Below are 18,074 nucleotides of genomic sequence, written 5' to 3' on the forward strand. Positions count from 1 at the left end.
CCCAAGTTTCAGACAGGTCTGCGGGCAGCGGAGCTGACCGTGCCCATTCAGTAGCTTCAGGGTGAGCAGGAGATTTCTGCGCAGAGCTGCCGCGCCAGCTGACGATATCCGGTTGCGTTGGGATGCAACCCGTCCGATGTCCAGTCGGCGGTTTTTTCGGCGAACCCGTCCGGCGGGGTCAGAAACGTGCAGTTCGCCATATCCTGACAGGCCTGTTGTGCAGCCGAATTGAAGGCCGTTCGAAACGCCTCTTGTTCCGCGGTCCAGTTAGCACCGGTGACGGGCAACACAGCACGCCAGATCAACCTGTCAGCAGGCATGAACAGGGCCTTCAACTGTGCGACATAGCCTGCAATCTTCTCTGGCGGTGTGGCCGTCAGAGCGTCATTGACCCCGATTCCCAGATACCATGTCGGGACATGGGCAATCAGTTCCGGTTTTGCTCTTGCGATCAGGCCCGGGGTGGTGTCGCGGCTGATCCCAAGGTTCAGCGCGTTGGGCAGGACGTTGCTGGTCAACCACCCTTCGATTATGGAATCGCCGATGAAAGCGATCTGAATATCCGGTGAGGCGAGCGCCTGAGAAATCGGCCGCTCGTGCAGCCAGACCATGAGCTTGTAGTGATCGGTTTCCGTGACCGGGACATATGTGCCCGAGATTTTTCTGAGCGCCTTCGAGACACACCCGGTTTCGACCAACGCCGCCGCAAGACCAAAAGTCAGCACGACGTTGACGACAAGCAAAACTCGGGTTCCGGTCTTTGTTTTCATCTTTCTTCCACCAGTTCCCCCGTACCACTCACCGCATTCGGAAAGCGCCTCTCAGATCTGAGCGATCAATTCTGCGTGCCGCGCCGTAAAGGCGTGCCGCACCTCGACCGGGGGGCGCAGCCTGATCTGTAAACCCGCCATGATCCCCCTCTCCGGGCGACCAAAGAATTTCGTGGCTTCGGCCTCGGAAAACCCGGCAATCTGTGTCGCCTCCATCCAGGCGCTGATCTTGTCGGCCTTCTTGATCTGGCGTTTCACCGTTTTCGGCACCTCAGCCGGAAGTCCAAACCGTATATGGATTGCTGCCGCCAGCCGGTCGTCCAACGCGCCATAATCTGGGCCGACGGCGGATTTCACGGGCGAGATCATATCGCCGATCACATATTCGGGCGCGTCATGTAACAGGGCCGCCAAACGCCATTTCATGGGTGTTTTTGGGGCAATACGGCCAAAAATCTCTTCAACCAGCAGGGAATGTTCGGCCACGGAATAAGCGAAATCGCCGTTTGTCTGACCGTTCCAACGAGCGACAAAGGCAAGGCCGTGTGCGATGTCTTCAATCTCGATATCCACCGGTGTCGGGTCCAGCAGGTCCAGCCTGCGACCCGACAGCATCCTTTGCCACGCTCTGGGTTGTGTTGCCATTCTGCCATGCCTTGTGAAGTTGGACACGTTCAATTCGCGTTTTTATGGTATGATGTACCTGTCTGGATCACACGCTGCCAACATTTTCTTGAGCGTTCGTGCTTTGAAACGGCGCGGTATGATCCCGACATTAAAGACTGAGGGGGGTGCATTCTCCTCCCAGTGTGCCCCTCTCGAACTGAAACACGTATCGAAAGGAGCACCCTATGTTCAAACGTTTATTCGCAATCGCACTGACCTTCGGAATGGCCGCCACCGCGCCGCCTGCCTTTGCCCAGAATTGTGCGGCACGGGATCACATCATATCCAGATTGCAGGAGAATTATGCCGAGGAATTGGCCTTTGGCGGCCTGCAAAAAACACGCGGCGCGCAATCGGTGATGGAGGTTTGGACCTCGAAAGAAACGGGAAGTTATACCGTTTTGGTAACCAATGCGAACGGTATCAGCTGTATTGTTGCCGTTGGCACCGATTTTTTTGAAGCGATACCAAAGATCGAAATTGAAGGCACACCAAGCTGATATTGGCCATATCGTTTCCGATCACAGTCTTCAAAGTTGCCACCTGCCCCAAGGAATGCTAGGGGCAGCCGGGACTGTGATTTACCGGAAAATGGAGCACCTGATGGCCGGGGACTATATCGTTAAAGACATTTCATTGGCTGGCTTTGGCCGCAAAGAGCTGGACATAGCCGAAACCGAGATGCCGGGCCTGATGTCCCTGCGCGCGGAATACGGCGACAGCAAGCCGTTGAAAGGGGCGCGTATCGTCGGGTCGTTGCACATGACCATCCAGACGGGCGTTCTGATAGAAACGCTGGTGGCGCTGGGTGCGGATGTGCGCTGGGCGTCGTGCAACATCTTCTCGACCCAGGACCACGCCGCCGCCGCGATTGCCGAGGCGGGTATTCCCGTCTTCGCCGTCAAGGGCCAGACACTGGAAGAGCACTGGGATTATCTGGACAAATCCTTCCTGTTCGAGGAAGGCCCGAACATGATCCTGGATGATGGCGGCGACGCGACACTGTACATCCTGCTGGGTGCCCGTGCCGAAGCGGGTGAGGACATCATCCCTGTTCCGGGTTCGGAAGAGGAAGAGGTGATCAAGAAGCAGATCGCCAAGCGTATGGCGGCAAGCCCGGGCTGGTTCACAAAGATGCGGGATCAGATCAAGGGTGTTTCCGAGGAAACCACCACTGGTGTGAACCGCCTGTATCAGCTGGTCAAGGAAGGGCATCTGCCGTTCCCGGCGATCAACGTGAATGACAGTGTCACCAAGTCGAAATTCGACAACAAATACGGCTGCAAGGAATCGCTGGTCGACGGTATCCGCCGCGCCACCGACACGATGATGGCCGGCAAGGTTGCAGTGGTCTGCGGTTACGGTGATGTGGGCAAAGGCTCGGCCGCGTCGTTGCGCGGTGCTGGTGCCCGTGTGAAAGTCACCGAAGTCGACCCGATCTGCGCCCTGCAAGCCGCGATGGACGGGTTCGAAGTGACCCTGCTGGAAGACGAAGTTGCCACCGCGGATATCTTCATCACAACCACCGGCAACAAAGACGTGATCCGCATCGAGCATATGCGCGAGATGAAGGACATGGCCATCGTCGGCAACATCGGCCACTTCGACAACGAAATTCAGGTGGCCAGCCTGAAAAACCACAAATGGACCAACATCAAGGAACAGGTGGACATGATCGAGATGCCTTCGGGCAACCGCATCATCCTGTTGTCCGAAGGCCGTCTGCTGAATCTGGGCAACGCCACCGGGCACCCGTCCTTCGTGATGTCGGCCTCGTTCACCAACCAGGTTCTGGCCCAGATCGAGCTGTTCACCAAGGGTGACCAGTACGAGAACAAGGTCTACATCCTGCCCAAGCATCTGGATGAGAAAGTGGCCCGCCTGCATCTGGATCGCATCGGCGTGAAGCTGACCCAGATGGATGCGGATCAGGCCGCTTACATCGGTGTCAAACCGGAAGGTCCGTACAAGCCGGAACACTACCGCTACTGATCGCAGTCTGGGTATGACGCAGAAATCTGGGCGCCGCCGGTATTTGTACCTGGCGGCGTCTTTCTTTTTCAGGCTGGCGGTTGTTGTGATCCTTTTGGGCGGTGGTGTCTGGTGGGTGTTGGCGCATCCCGAAACGCCGATACCGTCACATTGGAACCCGTTGCGTGATCTGAAGGTAACCGCCCCGATCACACCCGTCACCAAGCTCCAACTGAACCGCGCATTGGCGAGCGAAGCACAGTGCCGGGCCGCTCTGGAAGACGCAGGTGTTCGGTTTGAGGCGATGGCGGACCTGGTTGTCGATCAGAATTGCGGCATCGCTGGTCGGGGTCGTCTGACCAAATTGGTGACATCAGGGATCGAGGATGTTGAAACCAGTTGCGCCACGGCTTTGCGCCTGACCATGTGGGAATACCACGTCGTGCAGCCCGCCGCACGCGATCTGCTTGGGTCCAACGTTTCCCGATTGCGCCACATCGGCAGTTACAATTGCCGCCCCATGCGCACTGCGCAGGGTGAAAACGGTGGGTGGAGCAGCCATGCCCGCGCGGATTCGATAGATATCGTCGGTGTGGATACCGTTGACGGTCGGACGCTGACCTTGTTGTCAAACTGGCAGGGCTCCGGACCGGAAGGCGCCTTTTTTCGACGGATCTGGCGCGGGGCCTGCGGTTGGTTTCGCGTGGTTCTTGGACCCGATTTCAATCGTTTGCACGCGGATCATTTCCACTTGCAAGGCCCGGGGTGGGGCTATTGCCGCTAGGCTTTTCAGCAAGAAACGTGCAGGCTGCGACCAAGGGGGAGAAATCGCAAATTTTTTTCCTTTTGGAAAAGCCTGCGACGCGGCTAGTCTTTCGATCATCGGTAAAAGGTGCCGGGTAAACGGATCAAGGAGACTAGGATATGGGCAAGCGCGACGAGCTGATCGCCAAATACGCAGAAGACCTGAAAACCAAATGCGGGATGGACCCCGATATGGACCTGCTGACCAAGGTCACCATCGGTTGTGGTCCGGCGATCTATGACGCAGATGCGGCAACTGTCGCGGCCAGCCAGGACTCGGAACTGGAAACCGTCAAGAACAACTTCCTGATCAAAAAGCTGGGTCTGGCAGATGGCCCCGAGCTGATGGAAGGGATCAACAAAGCCATGGAAACCTATGGCATGTCCGAGCGCAACAAGTACCGTGCCGTTGTCTATTATATTTTGACCAAGCATTTCGGAAAAGAATCCGTTTACAGCTGACCCGGTCGATTCTGCCAAGCGCCCGCCGAGATTCTGGCGGGCGTACTTAATTTGAGTTTCAATTTAAAGACTTGGCATTTGAAACCAAGGGTGCGGTTGCGCTAAGTTCAACCTGTGACCAGGACGGTCAGAACCAGATATTTCCATACGCGTGTGGTGAGTAGGGAGCACGCGGGGGTAGGGAAGGTTCTGTATCGTCAGAGCCTTCCCTCGTTTCTTATCTGAGTTCGCCAAGAATACGCGCAATGAAATTGTCGAATGCCGTGGGCCTTGGGTCCGAATTCCTAGATGACGCGCCACCGCTGCCTGCCAAGTAGACTTCTATCCGCCCCGGACGGGTCTTGCTGCCCGAATTCGTGAAGTCCCTCAATATTCCGCCAAGAGCATCAGCTGCCAGCGCCGCGTTTTCAGCGTCGCTTGGATGGTAGAAACGAACCTGTGTTTCTCTGACCCGAAAACCCACGCGGTCTGTTGACACAACCGTCGCGCGGCCCTGTGTAAGCAGTTCCAAAGCCCGGCTGCTGGCGTCTTGTGACACTCTCAAGGGAACAAAAAGCGAGACTTCCAGATCAATGGGGGATTGTGCGGGCGAAAGCGGTTTAACCTCTGCATAAGACGGGGCTGCAGAAAAAGTGATCTCTTGCTGGACAGGGTCCAAAACCATCAAGGACGTCTGCGAAAAGCTGTCTTTGTTCGACCGGTTGGTGTGGCGCCACGGAGGTTCGGCAGAAGCTGGAAACAGGGTTTGAAAATCCGCAGAAGAAGCGGTGGCCAAGATGGGTTCGAGCTGTGGCGGAATGAATATGGCTGGCGGGGACAAAGACACGACCGGTTCCGCTTCTGGGGTTGGGGGTCTTGGTTCCACCCTGTCTTGGTCATCCGCAGCCGAAATGCCTTCGGCAGGAACGGGTGGCGTCACGATCGCTTCAACCGAGACGCTCTGGTCGAGAGTTGCGCCTGTGATCGCATCCTCGACCTCTTCGATGATTACCGGGTTGGAAACGGGCGCGACTTCGGAAGACGCTGAATCGGCGAGGTCCTCGGCTGCTTGTGTGTCTCGTGGGGCCGGTGACTCAGCGATTCTGACGGTGGGCGCTCTGTCTGAAAGCAGCTCCTCGATTTCAGGAAGAGTTTCAGTCGCCGCATCCAGGCTGGCTGGTGGCGTTCCACCGGTGGAGCGCCAAGTTCCGGCAATATGTGTGACCGCCCATTGCAGGATCGCGCCGCAAACCAAGGCGGCCAGAATAATACCTGCTCTGACCAAGGGTTTTTTCCTGGTTTTTGGTTCTTCCAAATGCAGGGAACGGACCCGGTCTGATACGATCTCTTCGATTTTGGTTTCGTCTGGCCGGGGCAGGTGCTCTGTCTCGGAAGGTTTCAGGGCGGGTTTTTCCTGCGCTTCACCCTGCGCCCCGCTGAGCACTCTGGCACGCTTTTCACGCGCCTCTTTCAGGCGCGCTTCCCAGTTTTTTGAATTCTTCGCAGCAACGGCGTCTTCGAATATCCCATTGCCGCCTTCGTCGTCAGACATGGGTTTTTGCTTTCAAGAAAGACCGATCTTTATTCGAACACCACCCGGCAATTTCGATCGCATAAAACCGCGACCGACATGATCTCAACCGGCAAAGCCCATGGAAAGATAGCATCTTGCCAGAGCTTTGAGAAGTTCTGCGCCCGGTGCCACTTTCCCGTTCAATCAGGCTGGGTTTCACCCAGCATGCAAATCACCCGCCATTCATCCTCAGTCACGGGTTGCACCGACAAGCGAGAGTTCTTCACCAGCACCATGTTGGCCAGACGCTCGTCCGCCTTGATTTGGTCCAGCGTTACGGGTTTGGAAAAGGGCCGCACGGCTTTGATGTCGACACACTCCCACCGTTCGTCATCAGTGGTGCTGTCGGGATGGGCCTCGGCACAGACTTCGACAATGCCAACAACGGACTTGTCCTTTTGCGAATGGTAGAAGAACCCCCGGTCCCCGATCTTCATCTCACGCATGAAGTTGCGCGCCTGATAATTTCGCACTCCGTCCCATTCCTCGCCCGCGTCGCCCTTTGCGACTTGCTGATCCCAACTCCAGGTCGACGGTTCTGACTTGAACAACCAATAGGCCATCAACCGATCACCTTTTTCCACGGGATCAGCTCAACCGATTGGAACAATCCTGCCTTTGCGTAAGGGTCGCCGTCGGCCCATGATTGTGCTGCGGCCAGGTCCTCCACATCGAGGATTATCAATGAACCGATCATGGCGTCACCGTTCAGCAACGGTCCGGCCTGTGACACGACGCCGGTTTCTTCGATATAGGCCAGGTGGGCCGAGCGGTTGTCCAATCGGGTTTGCAACGCGTCTGGTTTGTCACGAGCGATGAGGGCGATCAGCATGTTATTCCTCCTTGAGGGGTCGATTTAGCAGGTTTTGAATGGCTTCGGTGACACTGTAGGCGCCATGGCTCAGGTCCGCCACCGTGGCGCTGATGGGCATATCCAGCCCCTCCCTGGCGGCAATGTCCGACATGGCACGAGCGGTGGCGACGCCTTCAACCGTTGTTTGGCTGTCAAAGGGTCGATTCAGACCCAAACTAAGGCCAAAACGATAGTTTCGGGACAGTTCGGAAGAGCAGGTCAGCACAAGATCCCCCAGTCCGGACAAACCCATCAGGGTGTCTGTGCGCGCGCCGCGCATCGCGGCAAAGCGCTGCATCTCAGCAAACCCGCGGGTCATCAAGGCCGCCCGGGCGCTGTCTCCCAGACCTGCGCCGATGGCGGCACCGCAGCCAATGGCCATGACATTCTTCAGTGCGCCGCCAAGTTCAGCGCCGATCGTGTCTGTGGTGCGATAGAGGCGCAGGTTCGCTGTCGTCAGTTCGGCCTGAAGCGCCTGGCCTAGTTCCGTATCCTCGCAAGCCAGCGTCAAAGCGGTGGGCAGGCCATGTGCAATGTCATCTGCAAAACTGGGCCCGGTCAGCAGCGCGACGCGGGCGTCCGGCACGCCCTCTTTGATGACCGCGACAGGTCCAAGCCCCGAGGTCAGTTCAATTCCCTTGCAGCAGGCCACCAGAGTCTTGCCGCGCAGGGCCGGGGCGTGATCCTGCAAAGCGCTGCGCAATTTCTGCATTGGGACGGCTAACAAAAGCGTGTCAGCCCTGAGCGCCTCGGCGATATCCGCGGTCACGGTGATGCCCTTGGGCAAGGTTATGTTGGGCAGCCGGGTTGCATTTTCGCGCGTCTCGCGTATCTGCTGCGCCTGATCGGCGTTTCTTGACCACAGTGTCACTGGCCCGTTGCCTGCCAGTGAGATAGCCAGAGCAGTGCCAAACGCACCGGAGCCCAGAATGGATACACTCATGCCTTGGCCCCTTTCTTGCCGCCGCCCAGCATGGCCGGGCTGTGCTGATCCAGAGGCCAGCGAGGGCGGGCGGTCAGGTCCAGCCCGTCCCGCGCGCCGGTACGAAAGCGTTCCAGGCCAGCATAGGCTATCATCGCCGCGTTGTCCGTGCACAACGCCAACGGGGGGGCGGTGAATCTGGTGTTCTTTTCAGCACAAACAGACTCTAATGCAGACCGAATGGCCGAATTCGCGGCAACCCCTCCGGCAACGGCAATCACGGGTTCAGACGGAGAGGTTTCCAGATACAGATCAATCGCTCGCCGGGTCTTTTCGGCCAACGTGTCCACAATCGCCTGCTGGAATCCAGCGCACAGATCTGCGCGGTCCTGGCGCGTCAAGCCACCCTTTTCGTTCACGATCTGGTCGCGCATCCGCATCAAGGCCGTTTTCAATCCCGAAAAGGACAGATCGCAACCGGGTCGGTCCAGAAGCGGCCTGGGAAATCGAAAGCGTTTGGGATCACCGGCGCGCGCCTCGGCTTCGACGGAAGGGCCACCAGGTTGCGGCAGGCCCAGAAGGCGGGCGGTTTTGTCGAAGGCCTCGCCTGGTGCATCGTCGATGGTGCCGCCAAGGCGGGTAAAATGTTCGGGCTCGTGGGCGATCAGGAATTGGCAGTGGCCGCCAGACACCAGAAGCATCAGGTAGGGGAAGGCAATGTTGTCCGTCAGTCGTGGTGTCAACGCGTGACCGGCAAGGTGATTGACACCCACCAGCGGCAGACCGGTTGCCGCACTGATCCCCTTGGCGCACATGACGCCTGACATGACCCCTCCGATCAGACCCGGCCCGGCGGTGACCGCAACGGCGTCCACGTCCTTCAGGGAAAGACCAGCGGTGTCCAGCGCTTGCAGAACGCAGACATCCAGCTTTTCCGCATGCGCCCGGGCCGCGATCTCGGGCACGACGCCACCAAAAGGACTGTGCAGTTCGGTTTGGCCATGCACCACGGATGACAGGATTTCGGCCTTGGCGCCCGTCGTTTGGCGCACGATGGCCGCGGCGGTATCGTCGCAGCTGCTTTCCAATCCCAGTACGGTAAGTGTTTGCACCATCACCCTGATCCGTTGCATCATGATCTAACGGCGGGGTATCACCCTGCGCGGATGCAAACAATCCTGAAGGGCCAAGGGGCCGCACGTTGTATTTGTTGATGACCCGCCCGCGCGCTGCCTCTGAACGGTTCGTCGCGCAGCTGCCGACCCGCACCAAATCCCGGGTTCAGGTCATCTATTCTCCGATCATGGAAATCCGGCCGCTGCCGGTCGAGGTTGAGACCGAGGGTGTGCAGGGATTGATTTTCACGTCGGCCAATGCGGTGAACGCGGCGGCCCTGAAAGGTGTGGACCGCAACCTGCCCGCCTTCTGCGTCGGACCGACAACGACCAGCACAGCGAAGGGTTGCGGCTGGCAGGCCGAAATGGTCGGGGCCACGGCGGAAGAACTGGTGGGACATCTGCTGAAGCGGAGGCCCAAAAGCCCGCTGTTGCATTTGAGGGGTGAGAACACGCGCGGCAATGTTGCCGGTCGACTGACCGAATCCGGCTTGACCGTGGGGGAACTGCCAGTCTACCAGCAATTGCTGTTGCCGCTAACATCCGAAGCGACCCGGGTGGCAGCTCTGGATTCGCCGGTAATCGCACCGCTTTTTTCACCAAGAACGGCGCGACATTTTGCCGATATTTGGACCGGATCCGCGCCTTTGTGGTTGGCCGCAATCAGTCAGGCCACGGCGGATCCCCTTTATTCATTGGACTATGCGCGCCTGAAGATCGCAAAGAAGCCGACACCAAAGAAAATGCGTAAGGCTGTCAAAAAGCTTGTGAAACATGCGTTGCGGGTTGAGGGCGGCGCGGTCCCCGATTAACTTGAGTGGGGCTGTTATTCATCTGAATTTGGATTCGATAAGGGGAATATTGCGGTGGCTGGTAAGAAAAAGTCCGAAGAAAAGCCGGTGGAAACCCCCAAGGCAGATGACGTCGTCGAACCCGAACTGCAACAGGAAGATACACCTGTTGACCCGACTGAGGCCGTAGAAGAAGAACTTTCCGAAGCCGAAGCCGAAGCCGAAGCCGAAGCCGAAGCCGAAGCCGAAGCCGAAGCCGAAGCCGAAGCCGAAGCCGAAGCCGAAGCCGAAGCCGAAGCCGAAGCCGAAGCCGAAGCCGAAGCCGAAGCCGAAGCCGAAGCCGAAGCCGAAGCCGAAGCCGAAGCCGAAGCCGAAGCCGAAGCCGAAGCCGAAGCCGAAGCCGAAGCGTCGACTGAAGATACTGCCCTGGTCGAAGAAAAAGTGGTCGAGCGTGTCGTTGAAAAGCGTGGCGGATTTGTTCCCGCTTTGCTGGGCGGTGCCATCGCTGCCGCCGTCGGGTTTGCGCTGGGCAATGGCGGGTTGTTGTCAACTGGCTCGGACAGCTCGGATACCTTGGCAGCGTTGGAATCCAAACTGGCAGACCAGTCCGACCAGATTGCCAAGCTGTCTCAGGCGCTTGCAAACAGTCCGGATGTTGCTGGTTTGACGGATCAGGTCAAAGCGCTGTCCGACAAATTGACACCCGTGGAAAGTGACCTGAGCGCGATCAAATCCACAGTGGATACGCTGTCAGGCCAGATCGGACCATTGTCAGAGCGCATTGCGACGCTTGAGAAAACCCCGATCGAATCCAGCGTGTCGCCCGAATCCATGGCCGCCTTCGAAGCTGAGCTGAAGAAGCTTCAGGACTCTCTGGCCTCGCAACGGGCCGAGGTTGAAAAAATGGTTTCCGACGCTCAGGCGCTGGAGGCGAAAGCAACAGCCGATGCGCAGGCTGCGGCCAATGCCGCTGTTCTGTCCCGCTTGCATGGGCAACTGGATGCGGGTCAACCCTATTCCGATCTGGTTGCAGAACTGAAAGCAGGCGGTGTGGATGTACCGGATGCCCTGTCCGGGCCGGCTGAGAAGGGTGTTGAAACACTCTCTTCTCTGCGCGATAGTTTCGCGCCTGCGGCCCGAACCGCGCTGGCCCAAGCCCGTGAAGCCGACAAGGGCACCGGCCTGATCGCATTCCTGCAACGTCAAACGGGTGCACGCTCGGTCACGCCACAGGAAGGGGATGGACCAGATGCCATCCTGTCACGGGCACAGGCTGCGCTTGCGGACGGAGACCTGGCCAAAGCCTTGAGCGAACTGAAATCACTTCCCGAAGCGGCACAGGCTGCAATGTCCGATTGGGAGCAGGCGGCCAAAACACGGGTCGCCGCCGTCGATGCGGCGAATACACAGGCTTCCAGCCTGAACTCGAACTGAAGGACCTGCCATGCTGTGGTCACTGTTTAAGATCCTCGTTTTTGTTGCGATTATCGGCCTGCTGGCGTTGGGCGGTCACTTCCTGATGCAAACCAGTGGCGGGGTTCAGATCACCGTCGCGGGCACGGAATTCACGCTCGGGCCGCTTCAGTCAGTGATCGCGCTGGCTGTGTTGGTTTTTGCGGTCTGGCTGTTTTTCAAGTTGCTCAGCCTGCTGATCGCAACGCTGAAATTCCTGAACGGTGACGAAACTGCCTTGTCCCGGTATTTTGACCGCAGTCGCCAGCAAAAGGGATACCAGGCGCTGGCTGATGGTCTGTTGGCGCTGGCCTCGGGCGAAGGGCGCGTGGCGATGACCAAAGCCAGCAAGGCCGAAAAACTGCTGAACAAGCCCGAGCTTACCGACCTGCTGGTGGCACAGGCCGCCGAGATGACCGGGGACACGAAAAAGGCATCGGACACTTATAAAAAACTGGTGACCAACAGCGCCACCCGTTTCGTTGGCGTGCGCGGGATCATGAAGCAGAAGCTGGCCGAAGGTGATGATGAAACGGCCCGCAAACTGGCCGAGAAGGCCCTGGCGATCAAACCACGTCATGAAGAAACGCAGGACGTGCTGCTGAACCTGCAAACCAAGGCGCAGGATTGGGCCGGTGCACGTTCGACCCTGACGGCCAAGTTGAAGGCCGGGTACTTGCCGCGCGATGTCTTCAAACGGCGTGACGCGGTTTTGGCCTTGTCCGAAGCCAAGGGAATTCTGGACGAAGGTGCGACGGTCGAACAGCAGGAACGCGCGATTGAAGCCAATCGCCTGTCGCCTGATCTGGTGCCAGCCGCTGCCATGGCGGCCCGCGCGTATATCGCCAAAGGCAAACCCCGGGCCGCAACCAAGATTCTGAAAAAAGCATGGGAGGCTCAGCCGCATCCGGATCTGGCCCATGCCTTTGCCGACATCGTGCCGGATGAAACCCCTGATCAACGGATCAAGCGGTTCACCGCGCTGACCCGGATTCACCCCGAAAACATGGAAACGCGTCTGATATTGGCCGAACTGAACATCGTGGCCGAGGACTTCCCAGAAGCCCGCCGTGCGCTGGGCGATGTGGTCGAAACGCAGGGAGATGCGCGCGCCTATACGTTGATGGCCGCTATCGAACGGGGCGAGGGGGCCTCGGACGCCATTGTGCAAGGCTGGTTGGCCAAAGCGCTGAATGCGCCGCGTGGTCCGCAATGGGTGTGCACCAATTGCCATGATATCCAACCTGAATGGGGACCGGTCTGCCAGAACTGTGGCAGCTTCGACACGCTCAGCTGGCAGACACCACGAACACCCGAAATCGCAAGCGCGACCGGCGTACATATGTTGCCTTTGATCGTTGGTGCGCTCGAAGATCAATCCGAAGAGCCAGAAGTCATGGAGCCCGCGGACGAGGATGATGTGGTCGAAGTGACACCAGAGTCGGCAGAGATGGCAGACGAAGGCGAGGTTCAAAAGCAGGCCTGAGCCCTGCAACGCCTTTTTTGCAGCCGGCCTGATCCTCCGCATTCCAAGGGTCAGGATGTTGGTGACGGCGTCGGGCCGTCAGGCATTTCTGGGCAAAACACATGATCCGCCACAGCGGTGCCATTGACAGTGTTGGTGCCTCTTCGCCGGTCTTTCGCGGTTTTCGGCCCAGATCCTGACGGTACGTGCATTTGTTCGTAGTCAGCGCCTCTGGCTGCGCTGATTGCGCGCCCTCTTTCGCCGCGTCGTCCCTGCGTAGGGTTGATACAGCTCTTCCCAAAAATGGGTTTCCGCCGTGACAACCACCCACTTGTCCGTTGGCGGGACGTCCACGACTCCGAACATGATCACATCTCTTACCAACCCGCCGTGATTTCGCTGATTGTATGCTGACTTCGTCAATTCCAGCCCAAGCAGGTCAAGTGAGAGAAGGCCGCGTGTCGGGCCGAAGCTTTGTATCCGCGTCAGTTCGATTGCTTCCTTCAAGCATGTTTTTGCCTGGTTCCATTCATTGAGATTGATGTGGTGCCGCGCTTTTTGGTGAAGCCAAACCGGACGCCAGCGGTCCGAAGGGTCAAGCTCTTTCGTCTCACTCAGCAGTTTGTCGACGCGTGCCTTGTCGCCCTTCTGACGAGTCGCTTCAAGCGCGTCCCGGAACCAAACGCCCTCCAGCGCAGTTCCCTTTGCGATTGCCGCGAGTCGGTTCGTCGAGGCGGCCCGGATCACGTCAGGAACGTTCGCATCCTGCGCAAGATTGTTCAGAAACCAAAGGCGCGTTTCCCTTTCTATTTCTTCCACGGCAGCCTGACGATCCAGTCTTTCACAATGCCACTGGTGATCCTGAAATTCGGTCACGACGTTTTTTAATGACTGGTTTTCGCGTTCAAAGATTTTTCTGAACGCGTCGCGATCCCCGGAACCGGGGATGTAAGCCTGTAGTCGATCACCGTCTTGTATCTCGGAAAAGCGTCGGCTCAGGCGTTCACAGATACCTGCGCGTGTTGCATCCGGATACTGGAAATTCGAGGGCAAGATTGTCGCAAGCGCACTCACCATCCAAGGAACGCAAGCCTTCAGTTTGGCCTCGAAACGTTGGTCCTGAGCCCATATTCCCTCCCCAGTCGTGTTGCGATGGGCTTCCAGCGTCAGGTTGTAGACCAGCTTGAAGATGTGGGTCAGTTCCAGAATGCGGTTTTCACGGGGATCGGCGCATGTGGGCTGAACATCCGGGCAAAGCAGTTTGAGAAGGCGCAGGTAACCGTCCTGCATCGCGCGCGCGAACAACAACATTTGGCGAATGGTCTTCATGCTGCGCCGCGCGAAGCGCCGACTTACAAGAAAGGTAAATCTTGCCTTTTCGTCCTCCGGCGGATGCCCATTCAGGGCGCGGCTCAGGGCGTCTTCTGAAATGTCCAGGTCAAAACGCAACCGTGGGATGGTAAGATTCCGGGCCTGAATGAAATTCCGGGCCGACTGGTAGTTGTATTCCAGATCTTGGCCCGTGTCGTATTCCCAGCATCCGGAAAACGGTAGTCGGGATCCCAGGTTTGGTCCTGTATCCCCGGACTTAGTCAACCTGTCGGGAAATGTGCGTGTGATACTGTCCTAGTCAGGAAGAGCCATGCCTTGTTGCCAGCGATAAAGGGCCCGCGCGATTTTTGCTTTGGGGTATTTGTCCGGGTTGCAGATTCCATTTTCGATATGATCTTCCGCCAAACGAACAGCGTAGCCCTCAACTGACAGACCGATCAGATCGAAGGCCCAATCCAGAACCTGTTGAACCGGAAGCCGAAGCCTTGATGGGTCTGCGGGATCCGGTTCCGGCAAAAACCAAAACCGCCCGTCCGGCAAACCGTCATCCGAACGGTCGTCGATCATCCAGAATGCGGCCCGTCGGGCAGCGCCCGGCACGTACAGGTGAATCAAAAGCTCCCAGACTATATGTTGGATCGGCGTATCGAATGCCCAAAGCTCCTGCTCGATCCGCCAAAAGAACATTACCACTACCCAGATATTTTGTTCGGCATCCCGGACCGCGCTCTCATCAAACTCAAGAGCAACAAAGAGCTCCCTACAACTTCTACGATGCTCTTTTTCGATCTGCTTCATCGAAAGCTCTCGCCGAAGAAGGCGCGTCTTTTCGCGCTTGCCCATTACTGAGCCAAAGAAAGACCGGGACAGTTCGACAAAGATGGCTTCTGGTGGAGGTACAAGTGCCAAGAGAACCCTCGTAATCAGCGTAAATATTTGGCAAAAAATGTTATTATTTAGTAGTGTAATTCCGGAAAATTGGTTTGCACGCTTCATGTCAGATATTTTGAAGCGCGCCGATGGCAGGTTCGAATCATGTAATGAACATGGAGAACCTGACGTGGAAACTTCCCTGAAACACAGCGTCGACCAAATGGTCATCAATTGGCACGTCAACGAAACTTGCAACTACCGGTGCGTGTATTGCTATGCCAAGTGGGAACGACCGCCTTCAGTGCGCGACGTGATCCGCCAACCGGAAAACACAGCCAATTTGCTGAGATCGCTCTGGGCTTTTTTGATCCTGCAAATTTGAAGAACCCTTTGAAGGACACTTTGACTTGGCGGCGTGTCCGTCTCAATTTTGCAGGGGGTGAGCCATTGTTGTGTCGCGCTGACTTGATCCGTGCCGTTGAGCTGGCCGCCCAGATCGGGTTTGATGTTTCGATCATTACCAACGGCAGCAGGCTTGATTCAGAAACCATGTCTGCCCTGGCGCCGCATCTCGATTGGCTTGGAGTAAGCCTGGATGCAGCTGACATGCGCACGAACAAGGCGATCGGCCGCGAAGATCGTCGCTCTCGGCAGTTGGATCCAGAGGCTTTGAGGGACAGCGTCGCAACGGCACGCTCAAACAACCCTGACCTGAAGCTGAAGATCAATACGGTTGTGAGTTCTCAGAATCACGAGGCGGACTTGACTCGAGTCATTGCGCGACTGTCACCCCACAAGTGGAAGATCCTCCGGGCGCTGCCAATGACAACCACGGCCGGCATGGTGACGGATGAGCAGTTCCGGGCCTTTGTGCACAGGCACCGCTCGTTGACGGACATCATACGCGTTGAAGACAACGCAGACATGCTGAAGTCGTACCTGATGATTGATCCCAGGGGCCGTTTTTTTCAGAACCACAATGATGCCCTGAAGGAAGGGTACCGATACAGCAGACCCATACTGGATGTTGGGCCGGGTGCGGCCTTGGAGTCCGCCGGATTCTCGGCGTTCGGTTTCGCCAACCGTTATCGATGAGCTTTTCGATGCAGAAGAATTGCAGCGTTAAGGATGTAAACAAGGTGATTGGGAAGCTTCCGGAGGCTGACAGGGCCGTCAAACGCGGCCGGGTTTATGGCCGGCAATATGCGCGTTCTGCTTGAGCAATTAACCCGACAGATAACGGCAGATGTGATGCGTTCCTTATCTTCTCAGCCCGTCAGCGGCGACCAAGCTGCTGAATCTGCGCGCAAATGATGGGTTGGCATTGACGCCTCAGCAAAGGTGGGTTTGTCCGGTTTCACCGTTCTTCGAACCGGATCAACCTGCCAAAACCGTCAGATGAATGCTTCGAGCCCATGACGGAGGTGCTGTGGCGCCACTTTTGGCCAACACAGAACTCTATCCACTGAAGTCCCGCACCGTCGTGCTGACCACAAAGCGGTTGATCTTTCGGCTCAGGCATTCAACGTGCACCTGCTCGCGCCAAGAGCCTTGGCAAGACCTGGCCCGTCGACTGAAGGCCAGAAACTCAATCAATTGTAATCGCGCATTTCGTATCGTATTCAAAGGGCATCATTCCAGATGCGGGGCAGCCGGTATGAGAGACTTGCATGAAAGCTTCAACGAACTGACCGATGCCGATTGGCTTCAGCTATGGCTGGCTAAAGCTGAAAACAAAGGAGGCGAGCTTGCAAGCGCTCTGCCCGACTTTCCTCCAAATGATATTCAAGTCGAATATGTCGGAAGCGCGCTTTCCAGTGCAATCAGAGAAGCGTATGGTTTTTACGTGCACGCAAAGCAGATGTTTTCAACGCACGGCGAAAACCCGAGCAAGAACGATTGCTTTTTGGATTTCGGATGTGGTTGGGGACGGTATATTCGCCTGTTTTCTAAAGATTATCCAAGTCGATCAGTATTCGCGGCGGATGTAAATGCCAACATCATTGATGAGTGCCGGAAAAGAGATCTGCCAGGCGAGTTCATGCAAATTTCGCCATTGGGCGCGTTTTCGCTGCCCGACGGCAAGATTTCGTCTGCAATGGCGTATTCAGTTTTCACGCATCTGCCAGAGGATGTTCATTTGCATTGGCGTAACGAGCTGGCGCGCGTTACCAAACCCGGCGCTGTACTGGTGATCACGGTCCAGCCGAGGCGGTTCCTGAGATACATTGAAAATCGCGGACGCGAAATATTGGGCCCGAGAATACTTGGAAACAGAATAGGTTTGCTTCGTCAATTCCAACTTGGAAAACGAAGAGGTTCGAACGCTTGGCACAAGCTACTCGCAGAGTCCGCAGACAGGGTGCCCGAGTTTGCCGCGCGTTATGACAGCGGCGAACTGGTCTTCATGGAAGGTACCGATGGCAACAAGACTTACGGCGATGCGATCGTGCCCGTTTCCTATATCGAGGAGAACTGGGCCCCGGACTTCAAAGTTGTTGACGTCATAGATGACAAATCCAGGTTTGCTCAATCGGTCATCACGCTCAAACGGATTTGAACGCCAAGCAATTCACACAGGTTTTCGATCCGGACAAAGCAGTCAGATCCCGGGTTGCAGCGTTCAACGCGTGCGCAAAAGCAATTGCCGAGAAAACAATCTTCGGCGTTGTCCCGCGTTGCAGGCATTCGCCCAGGCCTCCTGACCGGTAAACCGGCTGCTGGTGCGGCAAGACGTTGCCATGCGTTCGACAAATCCCCAGATGACGATAATTCCATTCCCATAGTTCTGAGCCACTTGGTTTCGCCAATGCGAACAAGCCGCCAGCATCAGCCAATTTGAATGGCTTTGGACTTCGCCATGCCGTTCGAATCTAAAGATCGGAAAGTGCCATTGGGGGCATCAAGCTCGTGTTTTTGAGGTAAAGCCCCAACCAAACCCTCACATGTCGTGTTTTCTGCGGGTATCGAGCGTTCCACCACGTTCCGGGCGATAACCGAGAATCGGTAAAACACTCAATGAAATTGAGCGTTTACGGCCATCTAT

Annotated in this window: 18 protein-coding genes; 9 read left to right on the forward strand and 9 right to left on the reverse strand. The window is 57.0% G+C overall.

Annotation, left to right across the window (positions count from 1 at the left end; genetic code table 11):
• Nucleotides 1-56: 56 nt before the first annotated feature.
• Nucleotides 57-770 (reverse strand): SGNH/GDSL hydrolase family protein, encoded by a 714-nt coding sequence (locus tag ACR3E6_RS05615; protein WP_480486212.1) that lies wholly within the window; start codon nt 768-770, stop codon nt 57-59.
• 51 nt (nt 771-821) lie between these two features.
• A complete protein-coding gene (locus tag ACR3E6_RS05620) occupies nt 822-1,415 on the reverse strand; it encodes an HD domain-containing protein (protein WP_171635303.1) in 594 nt (197 codons plus the stop codon).
• Nucleotides 1,416-1,621: 206 nt separating this feature from the next.
• On the opposite strand from ACR3E6_RS05620, the gene ACR3E6_RS05625 reads away from it, so the two are divergent.
• The 4 genes from ACR3E6_RS05625 to ACR3E6_RS05640 all read left to right on the forward strand — a co-directional run bounded on the left by ACR3E6_RS05625 (nt 1,622) and on the right by ACR3E6_RS05640 (nt 4,673).
• Complete coding sequence (locus ACR3E6_RS05625; protein WP_171635301.1) at nt 1,622-1,936, forward strand: hypothetical protein; 315 nt, start codon at nt 1,622-1,624, stop codon at nt 1,934-1,936.
• 103 nt (nt 1,937-2,039) lie between these two features.
• Complete coding sequence (gene ahcY / locus ACR3E6_RS05630; RefSeq protein WP_171116646.1) at nt 2,040-3,428, forward strand: adenosylhomocysteinase; 1,389 nt, start codon at nt 2,040-2,042, stop codon at nt 3,426-3,428.
• A 13-nt stretch (nt 3,429-3,441) separates the two neighbouring features.
• The gene (locus tag ACR3E6_RS05635; protein WP_480486214.1) at nt 3,442-4,191 is read left to right on the forward strand and encodes an extensin-like domain-containing protein; all 750 of its coding nucleotides are present in this window, start codon (nt 3,442-3,444) and stop codon (nt 4,189-4,191) included.
• Between the two features lie 140 nt (nt 4,192-4,331).
• Entirely contained in the window at nt 4,332-4,673 is a 342-nt protein-coding gene (locus tag ACR3E6_RS05640; protein ID WP_171171577.1) for a DUF2853 family protein, read from the forward strand.
• Between the two features lie 217 nt (nt 4,674-4,890).
• On the opposite strand, the gene ACR3E6_RS05645 is transcribed toward ACR3E6_RS05640, so the two are convergent.
• From ACR3E6_RS05645 to tsaD, 5 genes are all read right to left on the reverse strand, one after another.
• Entirely contained in the window at nt 4,891-6,204 is a 1,314-nt protein-coding gene (locus tag ACR3E6_RS05645; RefSeq protein ID WP_480486216.1) for a hypothetical protein, read from the reverse strand.
• A 161-nt stretch (nt 6,205-6,365) separates the two neighbouring features.
• Nucleotides 6,366-6,788 carry an EVE domain-containing protein gene (locus ACR3E6_RS05650; protein ID WP_480486218.1) on the reverse strand — a complete coding sequence of 141 codons (423 nt, stop codon included), beginning with the start codon at nt 6,786-6,788 and terminating at the stop codon, nt 6,366-6,368.
• A complete protein-coding gene (locus tag ACR3E6_RS05655; RefSeq protein ID WP_171116638.1) occupies nt 6,788-7,057 on the reverse strand; it encodes a YciI family protein in 270 nt (89 codons plus the stop codon). The genes ACR3E6_RS05650 and ACR3E6_RS05655 overlap by 1 nt, the downstream gene beginning before the upstream one ends.
• Before the next feature lies 1 nt (nt 7,058).
• Entirely contained in the window at nt 7,059-8,021 is a 963-nt protein-coding gene (locus ACR3E6_RS05660; protein ID WP_480486220.1) for an NAD(P)H-dependent glycerol-3-phosphate dehydrogenase, read from the reverse strand.
• Entirely contained in the window at nt 8,018-9,115 is a 1,098-nt protein-coding gene (gene tsaD, locus ACR3E6_RS05665; RefSeq protein ID WP_210093109.1) for a tRNA (adenosine(37)-N6)-threonylcarbamoyltransferase complex transferase subunit TsaD, read from the reverse strand. The genes ACR3E6_RS05660 and tsaD overlap by 4 nt, the downstream gene beginning before the upstream one ends.
• Nucleotides 9,116-9,213: 98 nt before the next feature.
• Between tsaD and ACR3E6_RS05670 the strand changes: the two genes are divergently transcribed.
• The 3 genes from ACR3E6_RS05670 to ACR3E6_RS05680 are packed head-to-tail and all read left to right on the forward strand — an operon-like array spanning nt 9,214 to nt 12,844.
• Nucleotides 9,214-9,927, forward strand: coding sequence for a uroporphyrinogen-III synthase (locus tag ACR3E6_RS05670; RefSeq protein WP_480486222.1), 714 nt, complete (start codon nt 9,214-9,216; stop codon nt 9,925-9,927).
• Nucleotides 9,928-9,981: 54 nt separating this feature from the next.
• Nucleotides 9,982-11,340 (forward strand): COG4223 family protein, encoded by a 1,359-nt coding sequence (locus ACR3E6_RS05675; RefSeq protein WP_480486224.1) that lies wholly within the window; start codon nt 9,982-9,984, stop codon nt 11,338-11,340.
• A 10-nt stretch (nt 11,341-11,350) separates the two neighbouring features.
• A complete protein-coding gene (locus tag ACR3E6_RS05680; protein ID WP_480486226.1) occupies nt 11,351-12,844 on the forward strand; it encodes a heme biosynthesis HemY N-terminal domain-containing protein in 1,494 nt (497 codons plus the stop codon).
• Between the two features lie 201 nt (nt 12,845-13,045).
• Here ACR3E6_RS05680 and ACR3E6_RS05685 read toward each other — a convergent pair whose 3' ends face one another.
• Together ACR3E6_RS05685 and ACR3E6_RS05690 are read right to left on the reverse strand one after the other, a co-directional pair.
• Nucleotides 13,046-14,134, reverse strand: coding sequence for a hypothetical protein (locus tag ACR3E6_RS05685; protein ID WP_480486228.1), 1,089 nt, complete (start codon nt 14,132-14,134; stop codon nt 13,046-13,048).
• 315 nt (nt 14,135-14,449) lie between these two features.
• Nucleotides 14,450-15,151: a hypothetical protein gene (locus ACR3E6_RS05690; RefSeq protein WP_480486230.1), complete on the reverse strand. Its 702-nt coding sequence runs from the start codon at nt 15,149-15,151 to the stop codon at nt 14,450-14,452.
• Nucleotides 15,152-15,310: 159 nt separating this feature from the next.
• Here ACR3E6_RS05690 and ACR3E6_RS05695 point away from each other — a divergent pair, with 159 nt between their 5' ends.
• Nucleotides 15,311-16,123 carry a viperin family antiviral radical SAM protein gene (locus tag ACR3E6_RS05695; RefSeq protein ID WP_480486232.1) on the forward strand — a complete coding sequence of 271 codons (813 nt, stop codon included), beginning with the start codon at nt 15,311-15,313 and terminating at the stop codon, nt 16,121-16,123.
• A 562-nt stretch (nt 16,124-16,685) separates the two neighbouring features.
• Nucleotides 16,686-17,588 (forward strand): class I SAM-dependent methyltransferase, encoded by a 903-nt coding sequence (locus ACR3E6_RS05700; RefSeq protein ID WP_480486233.1) that lies wholly within the window; start codon nt 16,686-16,688, stop codon nt 17,586-17,588.
• Nucleotides 17,589-18,074 lie beyond the last annotated feature (486 nt).

It is taken from the genome of Ruegeria sp. AL3, from assembly GCF_056536065.1.